This is a genomic window from Erythrobacter sp. R86502, from assembly GCF_042466465.1.
GTDB lineage: Bacteria > Pseudomonadota > Alphaproteobacteria > Sphingomonadales > Sphingomonadaceae > Erythrobacter.
This window is the reverse complement of record NZ_JAXHCJ010000001.1, coordinates 1699336-1715184: the sequence shown is the minus strand read 5'-3', so window position 1 is coordinate 1715184 and position 15849 is coordinate 1699336. Positions and strand designations below refer to the sequence as shown.

10 protein-coding genes are annotated in these 15849 nt (G+C 60.3%); 5 read left to right on the top strand and 5 right to left on the bottom strand.

Annotated elements, in window-relative coordinates; translation table 11 throughout:
* Positions 1-180: 180 nt before the first annotated feature.
* Genes SJY33_RS08275 through SJY33_RS08265 form a run of 3 tightly spaced genes read left to right on the top strand, consistent with a single transcriptional unit; the run spans position 181 to position 7602 of the window.
* Entirely contained in the window at positions 181-1038 is an 858-nt protein-coding gene (locus SJY33_RS08275; RefSeq protein WP_379922287.1) for an arginyltransferase, read from the top strand.
* Complete coding sequence (locus SJY33_RS08270) at positions 956-3373, top strand: autotransporter assembly complex family protein (protein ID WP_379922286.1); 2418 nt, start codon at positions 956-958, stop codon at positions 3371-3373. Before SJY33_RS08275 ends, SJY33_RS08270 begins: the two co-directional genes overlap by 83 nt.
* Positions 3373-7602, top strand: coding sequence for a translocation/assembly module TamB domain-containing protein (locus tag SJY33_RS08265; protein WP_379922285.1), 4230 nt, complete (start codon positions 3373-3375; stop codon positions 7600-7602). The genes SJY33_RS08270 and SJY33_RS08265 overlap by 1 nt, the downstream gene beginning before the upstream one ends.
* A 31-nt stretch (positions 7603-7633) precedes the next feature.
* Here SJY33_RS08265 and SJY33_RS08260 read toward each other — a convergent pair whose 3' ends face one another.
* Positions 7634-8197: a lysozyme gene (locus SJY33_RS08260; protein WP_379922284.1), complete on the bottom strand. Its 564-nt coding sequence runs from the start codon at positions 8195-8197 to the stop codon at positions 7634-7636.
* A 192-nt stretch (positions 8198-8389) separates the two neighbouring features.
* On the opposite strand from SJY33_RS08260, the gene SJY33_RS08255 reads away from it, so the two are divergent.
* Positions 8390-8596 carry a helix-turn-helix transcriptional regulator gene (locus tag SJY33_RS08255; protein WP_379922283.1) on the top strand — a complete coding sequence of 69 codons (207 nt, stop codon included), beginning with the start codon at positions 8390-8392 and terminating at the stop codon, positions 8594-8596.
* Positions 8593-9270 (top strand): hypothetical protein, encoded by a 678-nt coding sequence (locus SJY33_RS08250; protein ID WP_379922282.1) that lies wholly within the window; start codon positions 8593-8595, stop codon positions 9268-9270. The genes SJY33_RS08255 and SJY33_RS08250 overlap by 4 nt, the downstream gene beginning before the upstream one ends.
* Positions 9271-9347: 77 nt before the next feature.
* On the opposite strand, the gene SJY33_RS08245 is transcribed toward SJY33_RS08250, so the two are convergent.
* The 4 genes from SJY33_RS08245 to SJY33_RS08230 form a co-directional block, all read right to left on the bottom strand.
* Complete coding sequence (locus SJY33_RS08245; RefSeq protein WP_379922281.1) at positions 9348-12737, bottom strand: autotransporter domain-containing protein; 3390 nt, start codon at positions 12735-12737, stop codon at positions 9348-9350.
* A 124-nt stretch (positions 12738-12861) separates the two neighbouring features.
* Positions 12862-13821, bottom strand: coding sequence for a calcium/sodium antiporter (locus SJY33_RS08240; RefSeq protein WP_379922280.1), 960 nt, complete (start codon positions 13819-13821; stop codon positions 12862-12864).
* 147 nt (positions 13822-13968) lie between these two features.
* Positions 13969-15378 (bottom strand): type I glutamate--ammonia ligase, encoded by a 1410-nt coding sequence (glnA, locus tag SJY33_RS08235; protein WP_379922279.1) that lies wholly within the window; start codon positions 15376-15378, stop codon positions 13969-13971.
* A gap of 66 nt (positions 15379-15444) precedes the next feature.
* Entirely contained in the window at positions 15445-15783 is a 339-nt protein-coding gene (locus tag SJY33_RS08230; RefSeq protein WP_379922278.1) for a P-II family nitrogen regulator, read from the bottom strand.
* Positions 15784-15849: the final 66 nt, after the last annotated feature.

Genomic DNA, 15849 nt, shown 5'->3' with positions numbered 1-15849 from the left:
GCTTTGATCGGGGCTGGAGGGGCTTGTGTGCCGCAGTGAGGGAATGTCTGCAAAATTCGCGACATTTTGATGGTTAAAGGACTTTTACCGGGGCACCTGTGCGGGCATAAGATTTTCTTAACGATTTCGACCCCGCAGACTCATCTGCTTCCTCAGGCGCAAGAAGGACAGGCCCCACCCGTGACGGCACCGATCCGCTTTCCCCGGTTCTTCGTGACCAGCCCCGCGCCGTGCCCCTATTTGCCCGGGCGTAGCGAACGCAAGGTTTTTACCGAACTGAAAGGCCCCCACGCCGATCAGCTCAACGAAGCTTTGGGCCGCATCGGGTTTCGGCGCAGTCAGACCGTGGCCTATCGTCCGTCCTGTCTGGAGTGCCAATCCTGCGTGTCGGTGCGGGTGGTAGCGAACCAGTTTCAACCTTCGTCCACGCAAAAGCGCGATCTTAAGCGCAATGCGGATCTTATCGTAACCGAATGCCGCCCGTGGGCGACGGATGAACAGTTTGAACTGCTTGCCCGTTATCTGGGCCAGCGGCACCCCGATGGCGGCATGTCGGCGATGGACGAGCTTGATTACGCCGACATGATTGAACACACCCCTGTCGGAAGTGTGGTGACCGAATATCGCGAGCCCTTGCCCGATGGAAAACCCGGACGGCTTGTCGGCGCATGCCTGACCGATCGTCAGGGGGATGGATTGTCGATGATCTATTCCTTCTACGAACCCGATCACCCCACCCGGGCCGGACTGGGCAATTTTATTATCCTCGATCATATCCGCCGCGCAGCGGCTGAGGCATTGCCTTACGTCTATCTTGGATATTGGGTCGAAGGCAGTCCACGCATGCAGTATAAAGTCCGCTACCGCCCGCTTGAGCGGTTGACGCGGGAAGGGTGGCAGCTGATGGATTCGGACGAGCAGCACCGTCTGATCGCCGCTGCGACGGCACCGCGCCATGCGGACGATCGCAGTCTGGTCGAAATGGGTGCAGGCGCCCGAGGCAAGGATGGTCAGCCTGTCAAGTTCACGGCTAGCTGAAGCGCAGCGACTTCTCACGCTCGGTCTCGCACTCATTGCAGGCTTGGGTCAGGGATCACTGGCGCTCGGGGCATATCCGGCTGCGGCTCAGCAGGCTACACCTGCGGACGCACCGCCCGTGCCTGATGCAACCGCGGGTGACGAAGACGCCATGTCGTCGAATAGCTCACCTATCTTTGCTGATGAACCTGCACCGGTGCCGGCGTCGCTCGATGAATTGATACCGACGGATGCAGTTGCCAATCCGGATGCCTGGGCCGCTTCCGGGGTCGCGGATACTACGCCTGTGGCCACGCCTGGTGAAACCCTGGCCGATGGCACCGATCCATCGTCCGACGATCCCCTCGACGGCTTCCTTCCGCCGCCAAGCCCGCAATTGCAGCCAGCCATCGACAGCGTCTTCGCCGCGTTCGAACTCGAAACGCCAGAACCGCTACCGGCAGACCCTGCGCTCGAAGCTCTGGCCTGGATCGAAGCGCCCCAGCTTGGTGATCTGCCGGAACTGACCGAAACCAGGCTCGGCAGTGCGTTGGTCATCGCACTTCCGGCAGCGGAAGGCGCTTTTCCTGAAAGGGATGAGTTCATTCAGCGGTTCAAGGATCTGTCGACCTTGGATGCGCTTGATGATGGCGAGGATTCCGCCCCGCAGGTCGCCGCACGCGCCCGCGAAGATGAAGAACTGCTGGGCAATATTTTGCGTACCTATGGCTATTATGATGGCGAAGTGGTGCGACAATTGTCCGGCGGACGGCGTGCACGCGCCGATGATGGCGAAGCGCAGCAGGACGCCGAAGCGGCGGCCAGCGAACCCAGCGTCCGGTTCGATGTTCTTCCCGGCACCCGTTATCGATTTGGGCGCATCGATCTTGGTGCGCTGCCCACCTTGCCAGAGCCCGAAGCCACGCGCCTGATCGAAGCCTTCGGGATCGAGCCGGGCGATCCGCTTTATGCGGATCGCATCGTCGAACAGGAGCTGGAGCTGCGCGTTGCGCTGGGCGAGACAGGCTATCCCTTCGCTCAATTGTCCGAGCCGGAATTGCTGATCGATCATGCACGTAGCGAAGGCGACCTGACGCTTGATGTTATGCCGCGTGGCAAATATGTTTTTGGCGATGTGGTCAGCAATGACCCGCGGTTCCTTTCAGGTCGTCATCTTTCGCGGATCGCCCGTTTCGATCAAGGCGATGTGTTCCAACAAAGTCTGGAAACCGATCTACGCCGCGCAATTCTGGCAACCGGCCTTGTCTCCAGTGTAGCTATAACTCCTCGTGAAACCCGTGCCCCGCAGGACGGCGTGCCGGGTGAGGTGGCGCTTGATGTCGAATTGGAACGGGCGCCGCTGCGCACCATTGCTGGCGCAATCGGATACGGCACCGAAGATGGCTTCAAACTCGAAGGCCGTTGGGAACATCGCAACCTCTTCCCGCCTGAAGGCGCGCTGCGGCTACGCGGTATTCTGGGCACGCGCGAGGCGCTGGCCAGCGTCGGGGTACGACGAAACAACTTCCTCGGCCGCGATCAGGTTTTGACCGTCGATTTGTTCGCCAGCGACATCACGACGCTGGCGGTCGATTCGCGGGGCGGCGGGATGCGGGCAACCTTTGAAAAGGTGTCGAACATCCTGTTCCAGAAGCCGATCAGCTGGCAGGTTGGTGGCGAACTGATCTACACCGATGAACGCAACCGGGATGTGCGCATCTCCCCTGACCTTACCACGCCGAGGCAGGCGTTTCTGGTGGGGGGCCTTTTTGGCAGCGTGACCCTGGATGAAAGCGACGACCTGCTTGATCCCACACAAGGGTACAGGGCCACATTGTTTGTCGCCCCCGAAGCGTCGCGAACGCAGGGGACCGAAAGCTTTTATCTGCGCTCGCAGGTCGATGCGGCCTACTATCAGTCGATCGGTTCCACGGTGCTGGCAGGCAGGGTGCGGGCTGCCACGATCCAGGGTGCAGGGATTGACGATGTTGCGCCTTCGCGCAGGCTGTATGGCGGGGGCGGCGCTTCAGTGCGTGGTTACGGGTTCCAGGGTGTCGGCCCGCGCGACATTTTCGGCATTCCCACAGGCGGCGCATCGCTGGTTGAATTTGCGCTCGAAGCTCGGGTGCAGACGCCTTTGTTCGACGATGCCGTGGAAGTGGTGCCCTTCATCGACGCAGGGTCTGTCGCACGCGGATCGACTCCGGATTTCAACGAGATCCGTTTCGGTGCCGGAATTGGTCTGCGTTACAAGACAACCTTTGGACCGATCCGCGTTGATGTGGCGGTTCCGCTGAACAAGACCCAGTTCGATAGTCCGGTTGTTGTCTATGTTAGCCTGGGGCAGGCATTCTGATGGCTGACGAACCGGCAAGTCTGCCCGAAAGCGCGCCCGCGCCATCATCGCGCGGCAGGCTATGGGCAAAGCGTGCAAGCTGGGCGATCGGATTGCTGATCGCGCCGTTGCTTTTGTTAGCTGTGTTTTTTGCCTCGCCCATCGGCAAACGTTTTATCGCCGACCAGATCGCCAGCGTTGCCCCGGCGTCGGGCCTTAGGTTTACGGTGGGGCGGATCGAAGGCGACATCTATGGGCAGGCGGTTCTGCGCAGCGTCGTCGTAAGCGATCCCAAAGGCGTGTTTCTGACGATCCCCGTCGTGCGGCTGGACTGGCGACCGTTGAACTGGCTGTGGAGCGGGCTTGATATCCGAGAGGCGACCGCGCAGCGCGGCCGATTGACGCGCTTGCCCGAACTTCTGCCCGGCGATCCTGATGCACCGTTGCTGCCAGATTTCGACATTCGCGTCGACAAGCTGACGATCGACGATCTGGTGATTGCCAAAGGTGTGGCCACACCGCAGGATGAGCGGGCGAGCCTTACGGCGCAGATCGATATTCGCCAGGGCCGCGCACTGATCGATGCAAAGGCAAGTCTGGGTGCGCAAGACCGCTTGGCGCTGTTGCTTGATGCCAAGCCTGACGGCGATCGGTTTGTTCTGTCAGGCGATGTGCGTGCGCCATCTGGCGGAGTACTCGCAGGCTTGGCAGGTTTGGACGCTGGCTATCGCGGTCGGCTCGTCGGTGATGGCACCTGGACCCGGTGGCGGGGTGCCGCCACTGTACGGCGAGAGGGCGATGAAGGCACTGATCCTGTCGCCGCGTTCCGGATCTCCAATGACGGCGGGCAATACGGTGTTCTTGGCCAATTGCGGGCCGGTATGGGTGACAACACGCTGACCGGACGTGCTTTGGGGAACATCCTGTCGGTTGCAGCGCGTTTTCAGTTGCAGGACAGCATCATTGAAGGCCGGGCCGCCGCAGTTTCGGACGGCGTCGATCTTCGCGCTGCCGGTGTAGTCGACATGGCCGACAAGGTGGTGGACGGGGCCAGAGTTAGCCTTGCTGTCCGAAATCCCGATCTATTCGGTACCGATCTGCGCATCGAAGGCGGTCGGCTTGCTGCCAATCTGAACGGCGCCTTTGACAACCTCACCATCAAGCATGAAATCAACGTAGCCCGCCTGACAGCATCCGGCGTCGTTGCCGCTGATTTGGCGCAGGAAGGCGTGGCCCGGATCGAGGGAACGCTCTTGAGCGTCCCGTTGGCGCTTACCGCAGGCCGCGTGACGACGGGGAATGCCTTTGCCGACCCGCGACTGGTCAATGGCCGGCTGACCGGTCTGCTGACCTTTGATTCTGATCGGCAGAGGCTTTCCGCTGATCGCGCGCAGATCACGTTCCCGGGTCTTGATGCGACGCTTGCCCTGCGCGGCGATGTTGCCAAGGGTGCTTACGCACTTGCCGGACCCGTAATAGCCCGGCGTCTTGCGGTTTCTGGCGCGGGTGAGGTTACTGCGAACGCCAAGATCCTTGCAAAGTTCGGTCCATCCGTACCCTGGAGCTTGCGGGCAAACCTTGCAGGCGTGCTCAGCCGGATCGGTAACGCCACCCTGGTCAATCTGGCGGGGGAGCAAATCCGTTTCAAAGGCGCGCTGGGGATGGGGGCGGGCCAGCCGATCGTGTTGCGCGATACGGAAATTGCTTCGGCCCGTCTGAACGCTCGTCTGGATAGCCGAATTGTATCAGCCCGCGGAGTGACCCGCACTGTGCTGGCTGGCAGTGGCCGGCAAACGCAATATGGCCCTTTTAGTTTTGATGCCGAAATCACCGGTGAGGGGCCGCGTGCGGTGTTGGTACTGGCCGACCCCTTGCCTGCCGCCGGGCTTAAGGATGTGCGTATTGCGCTGGCGCGAAGTGACGAAGGTTTCGCACTTGATGTGGCAGGCGGATCGCTGCTCGGCCCGTTTGAAGGCAAGCTGCAGCTGATCGTGCCCGCCAACGCCCCCACCCGGGTAATAATCGATCGGCTGGACATCTACCGAACCACTGTGACTGGTGAGGTAGTGCTGGCAGAAGCCGGGCCTGCGGGTGACATGAGGCTGACCGGTGGCGGTGTCAGCGGGACGATCGCATTCCGTCCGCAATCCGGTGATGCGATCGGATTTGCGGTTGATCTGGCAGCGCGCAATGCAACTTTCGGAGGCGATACGCCCATCGGTATGGTGCGGGCCGACCTGACGGCCACAGGACGCTACGCATCAGGGAATGCCACTTTGAATGCTGACCTGACAGCGGCAGGGCTGGAATATGGCGGCTTGCGCGTCGCCAATCTGGCCGCGAAAGCTGCAATCGATAACGGGCAGGGCAAGGTGACGGGTTCAATTGCCGGCCGCCGAGCTGATCGTTTTGCGCTGAACTTCGATGCCGATGTTGCGCCGCGCCGGATCGCGGTTGCTGCGCGTGGGCAATATGGCAACGCCCCCATCACCATGCCGCGCAGAGCGGTTCTCAACGCGCTCGATGATGGCGGATGGAGCCTGGCGCCGACACAAGTGGGATTTGGTGGCGGGTTTGCCATCGCACAAGGCCGCATCGGTTCGGGCGTCACCGCAGCGGAGGTCAAGTTGGCGCGAATGCCGCTGCGGTTGCTTGATCTTGCGGGCGCTGATCTTGGCTTGGGCGGACGTTTGACCGGGGTGATCGATTATCGGCGCGAAGGTCGAAACCCGCCGACGGGTACAGCAAAAGGCCGTATCGAACGCTTCAGCCGCGCAGGGTTGGTGGTATCGTCAAGACCGATCAACGTTTTGGCGGTGGTCAATCTGACCGCATCGCAATTGACCGCGGCTGCGCGGCTATTTGAAGGCGAAGAGCGGCGCGGCGACATAGCGATGCGCATCAGCGGATTGGCAAGCGATGGCAGCCTGACCGATCGGGTGATGCGCGGCCAACTGGGCGCACGCATGACCTTTGATGGTTCGGCAGAAACGTTGTGGCGTCTTGCAGCGGTGGAGGCCTTCGATCTGGCAGGCCCCTTGACGGTGGCGGCGCGGGCAACGGGGACGCTTGCTGATCCAAGGATCACGGGCACACTTGCCAGCGATGATCTGACCGTCGAAAGCGCGTTGTCCGGCACGCGGGTCACTGGCGTTTCTGCTCGCGGTCGGTTTGCCGGATCGCGGCTCGAACTGGTGCGGTTTGCTGGCGTAACTGCAGGCAACGGTACGATCAGCGGCAGCGGCACGGTTGATCTGGCGGGAATGAACGCCCAGCGCGGGCCGCAACTTGATCTGCGTGCTTCGGTCAAGCGCGCGCGAATACTCAATGCCAATGGTCTTGCGGCCACGATCACCGGACCGCTGCGAATCGTATCCAACGGTCTTGGCGGAACGATTGCAGGCCGTGTCAGCATTGACCGGGCGCGCTGGGTACTGGGCACTGCCGGGGAAGACGTTGCCTTGCCGCGCATCGCCACCCGCGAAATCAACGGCGATGACGGGCGCGCCAGAACGCAGGTGTCCGACCGTGCGACAGCGTGGCGTTATCTCGTCAATGCCAGCGGCCCCGACAGAGTGGCCGTGGAAGGACTGGGCCTGGAAAGCGAATGGGGTATCGACATCGCACTTCGCGGCACTGTGGCCGATCCGCGCATCGGCGGCAGCGCAAGGCTGGTGCGCGGCGACTATACCTTTGCCGGAACCCGGTTCGACCTCACCCGTGGACGAATCCAGTTCGATGTGGACGAGCCGATCAATCCACGGCTCGATGTGCTGGCGGAAACAAGCAAGAACGGCACCAACGTCGACATTGCTATCACCGGTAACGCGCAATCGCCTGCGATTGCCTTTTCCAGCGATCCCGCACTTCCTGAAGAAGAAATCCTTTCGCGTCTGCTGTTCGGTGGTTCGGTCACGTCGCTATCGGCGACCGATGCGGTGCAGCTGGCCGCGGCGCTGGCGGCCTTTCAGGGTGGCGGCGGCGGTCTGGATCCGATCGGAAGCCTGCGCCGTTCGATCGGACTTGATCAGCTGCGGATCATCAGCGCCGATCCGCTCATCGGCCGGGAGACGGGCATCGCGATCGGTAAAAACATAACGCGAAACATCTATGTCGAATTGGTCACAGATGGACGCGGTTACAGCGCGACGCAGGTTGAATATCGCATCACCAGCTGGCTCGCCTTGTTGGGGACAGTATCAACCATCGGCCGTGATTCGGTGCTGATGCAGGTCAGTCGCGACTATTGATAGGGTTTTGCGCAGGGTGAAGTAGCAGCAATCACCGCGACTGACTTTCGTACAACGCGGCTTCGGCGGCGCGGCGACGGGTGAGGCCTTTCAGCACGCGCCCGCCAGCCCGGTTCCAGCGTGCAAATTCTCTCGCAGCGCCGGGGTGGTCGCCAGCGATATGCTTGCGCGTCAACGTCGCCCTGGCAATCGCACCAGTGTTGTAGTGGAAGCTGACCATCGCATCGAATTGCGGCTGCGTGGTGTGCGCATTACCGATGGCAGCAGCGACTTCGGTAGCATACCGGGTCAGATCCTGCGCGAGCCTCGTGTCGCACTGCGGCTGGGTCCAACAGGTTCCGCGACCGATCCGGCCGCCATGGACATGATCCCGCCCCGTCGCACCCCATCCAATCGTCCATGGCTCTGCGCCGGTGGCCGGATCGGGGTAGGCTTCAACCATACCATCGGCACGCAGACGGGCACATCCTTCGAACTGTTTGATAAGCGCGATACCTTTCGCGCTGACCTGTTGCGGCCGGGTTGCGGTGGCTGCGGGCAGGGGTGTAAAGCGGCGGATCAGCGCAAGCAGCGGTGCGGTCAGGTGATAAGCCATAGAGCAAAGCCTCCGTTGAAGGGGGTGAGGCCACGCGATTGAGCACGTTTTGCCAGAGTAGGAAAACAGTTTTCCGTTCTAGGGTGACAAGAGCTCTTGACTGACAAGAGTTCTTGTCTGTAAAGAGCTCTTGTCAGGCGGCGTTTGAGTTTCTGCCGTACAAAAACACATGGATTGTCCGGTCAGGAAACGATGGAAAATCGCGTGAAGCATTACCGCGAAGCACACAGCTGGAGCCAAGGCGAACTCGCCCGTCGGCTCGGCGTTTCGCGCCAAACCATTAATGCGGTCGAGACCGACAAGTACGATCCGTCACTGCCCCTCGCACTGCGCATGGCACGATTGTTCGGTGTGACCGTGCCGGACCTGTTTATCGATCATTGGGAGCCTGAAGCATGATGTCCGAAGACAAATCCTCCGCAGCGTCATCTTCCCTGCCGCGCTGGGTGCAGAAGATATTGATACCCGCATCGCTTGGCGGTGTTGTCGGCTTTGGTGCGAGCGCTGGCATGATTGCCTATATCAAAGGCGTCAAAGGCGCCGATGGTATCGGTTTGGACGCATCGGCAACCATCGCCGCTTTGGTGGCCGTGCTTTATGTCTTGATTGGCCTATCGGTAGGTTTTGGAGCGGTCATTCCAGGTTTGGGCGCCAAGTTTCTGAATGTCGAAGATGCCGATGAACTTCGCGAACAGAAAAAGACGTTAATTCTGTCAGGCCTTGCCATGATGCTGTTTGGCGTGGCGCTGGCGGCTCTTGCCTTTGCAGCGCCTGATGGGCCGTTGTCGCAGGGCGCAGCCTTGGCGGTGGCGATGGCCGGTCTGGTGGCAGGGACCTTTCTGTCTGTATTGGTTTACCGTGCCAGCGATGAACTGATGACGGCCGTCAATCTTGAAGCCTGTGCCATTAGCTATGGACTGGTGTTTCTGGTTTTCGGGATTTGGGGAATGCTGTCGCATCTTGGCTATACCGCGCCGCCAGCCCCACTTGATCTGGTGACTTCGTTTTACACGCTGGCACTATTGGCCACCTTTGTTGCAGTCGGGCGGCGCGGTATGTTGGCGACCCGCTGATTTCCGATGACAAATTCGCCAAAGAAAGGGGCGCCCGCATCTCTGCGCGCGCCCCTTTTCGTTGGGTTCTGAATTGATCAGAAGCGGTAAGTGGCGGTTCCGCGGATCACCTGTGCATTGGCACTTTCGCGGCCGATGGTGGTGTCAGCCCCGAGGCTGAACTGCAGCGGACCGTTACCTACCGACGCACTGATACCGATTTCAGCCCAGGTCTGATCGGCGGTATCGAGCACGAAATTGGCGTTCGCCCCAGTTCCGTTGACAAAGTTGGCAGCCAGCAGCTGCGGGCCTTCCTCCAGTTCGAACACCATTTGCGCCGTGGCATTGATCATCACACCCGTGCCCTGCATTTCGTAATCCAACCCGGCGCGGGCCTGGGTGCTGGTGAAGTTCTCGCGCGCGACCGCCAGGGCAACTGTCCCGCCCGTTTCGCGCACCGTCGACAAATCGACGCTTGCATAGCGGGCTTCGATACCAGGGGAGATGGTGCCGAAGCTGGTTGCAAGATCGTAGGACAAGCCCAACGCACCCGACACCAGCAGATCATCCGATGAGGATTCAATCGATTGGGCCGCGCCGAGGAACTGTACTTGGCGGCGCGTATCGAAGCCGATGCTGCCCATGCTGAATTGCGCATCAGCCACAGCACCGCCTTCAAAGGCATGGCGCATATAGAGCGAAGCGGCATAGGTTTCGCTATCGACGCGCTGGCCGAGCGGCGTGTCGGCTTCAAGCGAGTTGAAGTACCCCGACAGGCCCAGCATCGTGTTGTCGCCGGGGTAGAATTCGATGCCACCAGCAATGAACAGGCCCGAAACATCAGTCTGCTGGATAAAGCCCGGCAGGCTGTCGAATTCTCCCGTAACATAGCCGCCCGACAGGAAGACGCCGACATTTTCGGGAAGGCTCGTCTCCATCATGTCGGTGGTTTCGCTTCCGTCCTGCATCGCCATCAGCGCGCCGCCAAGCGGTTGGCCTGCTGGTGCAAGGCTCATGTGCGCCAGATCGAGCGGACGGCCCGAAACGGCAACCTTGCCCCCTGAACGCGATTTGTCAGCTTCGCGCAGGCGTGCGTCATTGAAGTTCTGCAGCAGATTGATCGACTGCCCGGACAAAGACAGCACGGCTTGCTCATTCACCGGGGCCAGATTGGTGAAGGTGCTGCGGATCGTATCTGCCGTCGCAAAATCAAGCCCGTAAAGATCGGCAAGCGCGGCGTTTGTCCGGTTCTGATCGAAGAGCCTGGCGTAGGCGGCCTGCACCGAATTGTTGGTATCGATGACCGTATTGAAGCTTGCCGCTTCAATCTGCATGAGGACCGCGTCTTCCTGATAGGTGAACGTCTGGCTGAGAATGGCTGAAATTGTCACCGGGTCAAAAGTGCCAGTGATGCCATCTTCTGCGGTGAGAATCGTATAGGTGCGGCCCTGTCCGTTGACCTGAGAGAGAAGACCCATGCCAAGCATCACCCGACCGCCCAAATCCGCTGCGCCTGTTACTGCGAGCAAATCCGAAGCGCCGCTGGCGTTGAAATCGACAAGGTATGATGTCCCTGAAGCCAGCACCAGATTGCCATCGATGGTGAGCGTTCCCACAGTCCCCATCGTGCCGGGCGAAATCGCGCCTGCAATGCTGGTAACAAACGGCGCCGTGATCGTGCCCGTGCCGCCCAGCATGCCTGCGAACAAGGTGTAATCGCCCACCGAAGTTAGGGCGCCGTTCAGGTTCAGGTTCCCGCCGAACTGGTTCACGTCGATCAGCGAAGTCAGGCTTCCTGTTGCCGCAATCGTCAATCCGGCGGTGTTGCGCAGGGTGAGGCGATCGATGGTTACGTCGCTGCTCAGCGTCGTCGTACCGGTCTGGCTCAGCGTCACATCGTAATACCGCGGATCAACGTTCAGCGCAGGATCGGCGCTGACGATGGGATCAACATTGTTCGGCACGAAACCGGTTGCTCCGGGCAGGCCATTGGCCAGCGTCGCAGCGGGCAGGACATCTTCCTCTGCCGCATCGATCGCAGCAGCAGCCGGCGACGTCGTACCGCCAGTAGCACCGCCTGTGAGCGCCGCACCGTCAGCGGTCAGTGTGAAGGTACCGGGCATGGAGGTGTTTTCCGCACCGAAATCAGCCACGCCCCGGTTATCGGAAATGGCGGCGACGAAGCCTGTTGCATTGCCGACAGCATCGGCCGGTGCAGGTTCAGGCGTCGTGTCGAGCAATTCGCCTGTCGCAGTGTCAAGGCATTCGTTGAAGCTGGGCAATTCAAAGCAGATCTGACCGAAATCGCCGTCAGTGCCATCCGGCCCCAGTTCGGGGGTCGTCGGCAGGCCGTTCACGACCGCGCCGTCGGAATTGATCACCCGGTACATCGGGTCGAGCTGCGTGACCCAGTGGCTGCTGTCCTCCCAATTGCCATCGCCAGCCACAGCGCCGACATAGCGGTAGGGATTGTTGGCGACGATGTACTGCCAGTACAGCGACAGGGGCTGATAGAAGCTTGTGGTTCCCAGCGTGCTAAACGGCTGGGGGCCGAAGAAACGCGATCCGCCTGAAAGGACACCGATCACAAGATCTTCATCCGTCAGCGCGTTGTTCGCTGCATCAAGGATCAGCGGCCCGCCGGAATCGCCACCAGCAGTGATGCCTTCGTTGGGAAGCGCATCGTCACGGTGAACATTGAAATCGAACGGGGAGCTGCGGTTCTGCGAATCGAAGTCGACCACGTACAAATTCTGCGGCAGGAAAGCGGGGGCAGGGCCGAACAGGAAATCGTTGCGATCATCGAGCGAGTTGAAACCGCCCAGCATGTTTTCCGCTGCACGGCGGCGGAAATCGATCTGACCTGCAACGCCGCCAGTGGCCGTACCCGTGCCGCCATAACCGACGATGTTGACATGATAGCCTGTCCCGCGAACCGGATCGATCGTTTCGGGCGCGGGTAAGGTTGTGAAAAGCATCGCCCAGGTTGGGATGCCGGCCGCGGGCGTATCAAGGCTCGCCAACGCGATGTCAGCTTCAAGGAAACCGCCGCCTGCTGCATCTTCGAGCGAGCGGCTGTCATAGAAAATGCGATTGACGTTGAAGGCCGACAAGGCGGTGTTGGTCTGTCCGTTGGCAAACCAGCTTTGGATGCCGGGAAGCGCATTGACATTGAACGACACAACCGCGCGCAGCTGTTCACCGTCGTAGGCGGTTTCAGGAACGTCGTTCACGCAGTGCGCGGCAAACAGCACGGTGCGCGGATTGATGAGCGATCCGGTGCAGATGCCGATTCCGAAGGTTCCGGGTACGTTGGTGATGATCGTACCGACGCCGGGAAATTCATCTTCGGTGTCGACAATTTCGTCCGACGTGGTCGTTTCGTTGGGTACGACTGCCAAGGCCGGCGTAGCGGTTGCAGCGATCGACAAGGCGGCGATGCCTGTGCCGATCATCAGACGGCGGCGCGAGACAGACGACGTTTTCATGCAATTTCTCCATCGGGACAGCCGGCAGTACGGCGGATGGAGAGGATGCTAACGGTTCAAACCATTCTTACAATTCGCTTTTCAAGGCAAATCCGAATGTTTTTTGACGTGTTGCACCAATGTCTCAACGTGTGGCCAGCAACACCGTGTAACCAGCGTAAAGCGCCACCAACAGGCCGCCCTCAATCCGTGAGAGGCGCCATCCGCTGCGCAATTGCACAAGCAAAAGCATGGTCACGCCAAGCATGAACCAGATGTCGAAGCGTACAATCTCTGCCGGTATGGCAATGGGATGGATCACGGCAGTTGTGCCGAGAATGCCCAGCGTGTTGTAGATGTTTGATCCCACCACATTGCCAAGCGCCACATCTGCATGTTTGCGCAGAACCGCGACGACGCATGCAATCAGTTCCGGCAGCGACGTGCCGATAGCAACCACCGTCAGGCCGATCACACTTTCCGAAACGCCCGCCGCACTGGCAAGAACGGTCGCTCCGTCAACCAGCAAACCTGCGCCAAACACCGCTGCCGCCAGCCCGGCCACGATCATCCCGATAAGGATGACCGGACTGGTGCCGGGCGGCACCGGACGGTCTGCAGCTTCTGCTTCATGGCGATGGCATTCGTCATCATTCGCGGCGCTTTCCGACTTGTAGGCGTACCACAGGTATCCCACGAGGCAGGCGAGCAACACGATCCCCGGCAAAAGCCCGATGATACCAAGCAGAACGGCACCCGTGCACAACAGCGCGCTGCCGCCCAATGCAATTGAGTCGCGCTTGAAAGATTTGGGGTTCACGGCAAGCGGAAGGATCAGCGCCGACACACCCAAAATCAGTAGGATATTGGCAATGTTCGATCCCACGACATTGCCGATCGCAATGCCGGGCGCGCCGGCCATGGCTGCCTGCACGCTGGTTGCAAGCTCTGGCATCGACGTGCCGAACCCGACAATTGTCAATCCGGCCAGCAGGGGGGAAATCCCGAGCCGTGCCGCCATGCCAACCGCGCCGCGAACCAAGAACTCTCCGCCCAAAGCCAGCAAAACCAGGCCACCGGCCACAAGTAGAATCGTCTCGGTCATGCAATATCTCGTCGTGTCAGAAGCGGGGCGGGCGCATCCGCAGCCTGGGGTTAGGCAGAACAATCGCAAAAAGGCCGCACGGTTCCCCGGGCGGCCCTTTGCAGGTTTGACAACAGGCCGCGCCAGCAAGGCACGGCCCGTCACGGCTTACATGGAATAGTACATGTCGTATTCGACCGGGCAAGGGGTGGTTTCGGTGCGGATCACCTCTTCCCACTTCAACTCGGCATAGGCTTCGATCTGGTCCTTGGTGAACACGTCGCCCTTGAGCAGGAATTCGTGATCGGCGGCGAGCGAATCCAGCGCCTCGCGCAAGCTGCCGCACACTGTCGGCACTTCGGCAAGTTCGGCCGGCGGCAGGTCATACAGGTTCTTGTCCATGGCTTCGCCCGGATGGATCTTGTTTTCGATTCCATCGAGACCCGCCATCAGCAACGCCGAATAGCACAGGTAGGGGTTGGCCATCGCATCGGGGAAGCGGAATTCCACGCGCTTTGCCTTGTCGCCGCTGCCGTAAGGGATGCGGCAAGAGGCCGAACGGTTGCGCGCCGAATAGGCGAGCAGCACCGGCGCTTCGAAGCCCGGCACCAGCCGCTTGTAGCTGTTGGTTGTCGGGTTGGTGAAGGCGTTCAGCGCCTTGGCGTGCTTGATGACGCCGCCGATGAAATACAGGCACATTTCCGACAGACCGGCATATTCGGTGCCAGCGAACATCGGCTTGCCATCCTTCCAGATCGAGATGTGAGTGTGCATCCCCGACCCGTTGTCCGCTTTGATCGGCTTGGGCATGAAGGTTGCCGTCTTGCCATAGGCGTGGGCAACCTGATGCACGACATACTTGTAGATCTGCATCCGGTCAGCGGTTTGCACCAGCGTGCCGAAGGTCAGGCCCAATTCGTGCTGAGCAGCGGCAACTTCGTGGTGATGCTTGTCGCAAGGCAGGCCCATTTCGAGCATGGTGGATACCATTTCGGCACGAATATCGACCGCGCTGTCAACCGGCGCGACGGGGAAATATCCACCCTTGGCGCGCGGACGGTGCGCCATGTTGCCCTGTTCGTATTCCTTGCTCGAATTACCCGGCAATTCGATGTCGTCGATGGCAAAGCCCGAACCGGCGTAACCGTCTTCAAAGCGCACATCGTCAAACATGAAGAACTCGGCTTCGGGGCCGACATAGACGGTGTCGCCGATGCCGGTGGACTTCAGGTATACTTCAGCGCGCTTCGCGGTGGTGCGCGGGTCGCGGCTGTACCAGTCGCCTGTCGACGGTTCGACAATATCGCAGTTGATGATCAGCATCGGGGTGGCGCTGAAAGGATCGACCCAGGTTTCGGTCAGGTCCGGCTTCAGGATCATGTCAGATTCGTTGATCGCCTTCCAGCCGGCAATCGACGAACCATCGAACATCAGACCATCTTCAAGCTCGTCTTCGCCCATGATGCTGGCGACCATGGTCAGATGCTGCCACTTGCCCTTGGGATCGGTAAAGCGCAGGTCGACCCATTCGATTTCCTCGTCCTTGATCAGCTTCAGGACGTCTTTTGCTTTCGACATTTTGGTATTGCCTCCAGGTAGTGTCGTGCCAGCGCACCGGTTTGGCGCGCAGGAGAGGGTGGAAAATCAGATCGCGTCGTCGTTCGTTTCGCCGGTACGGATACGCAGCGCGCTTTCGATCGCGGTGACGAAAATCTTGCCATCGCCGATGCGGCCGGTCTGTGCGGCCGCCGCGATCGCTTCGACCACGCGTTCGGCTTGATCGTCGGTGACGACCACTTCAAGTTTGACCTTGGGAAGGAAATCGACAACGTATTCGGCCCCGCGATACAGTTCGGTGTGGCCTTTCTGGCGGCCAAAGCCCTTCGCTTCGGTAACGGTGATGCCAGAAACGCCGATTTCATGCAGCGCCTCCTTCACCTCATCGAGCTTGAAAGGTTTGATGATCGCTTCGATCTTTTTCACGTCGTCCCCATCCGCGCCTGGCTGGATTGCTGACCGATTCTAAACAAGAACCGTGCCAAGCTCTAA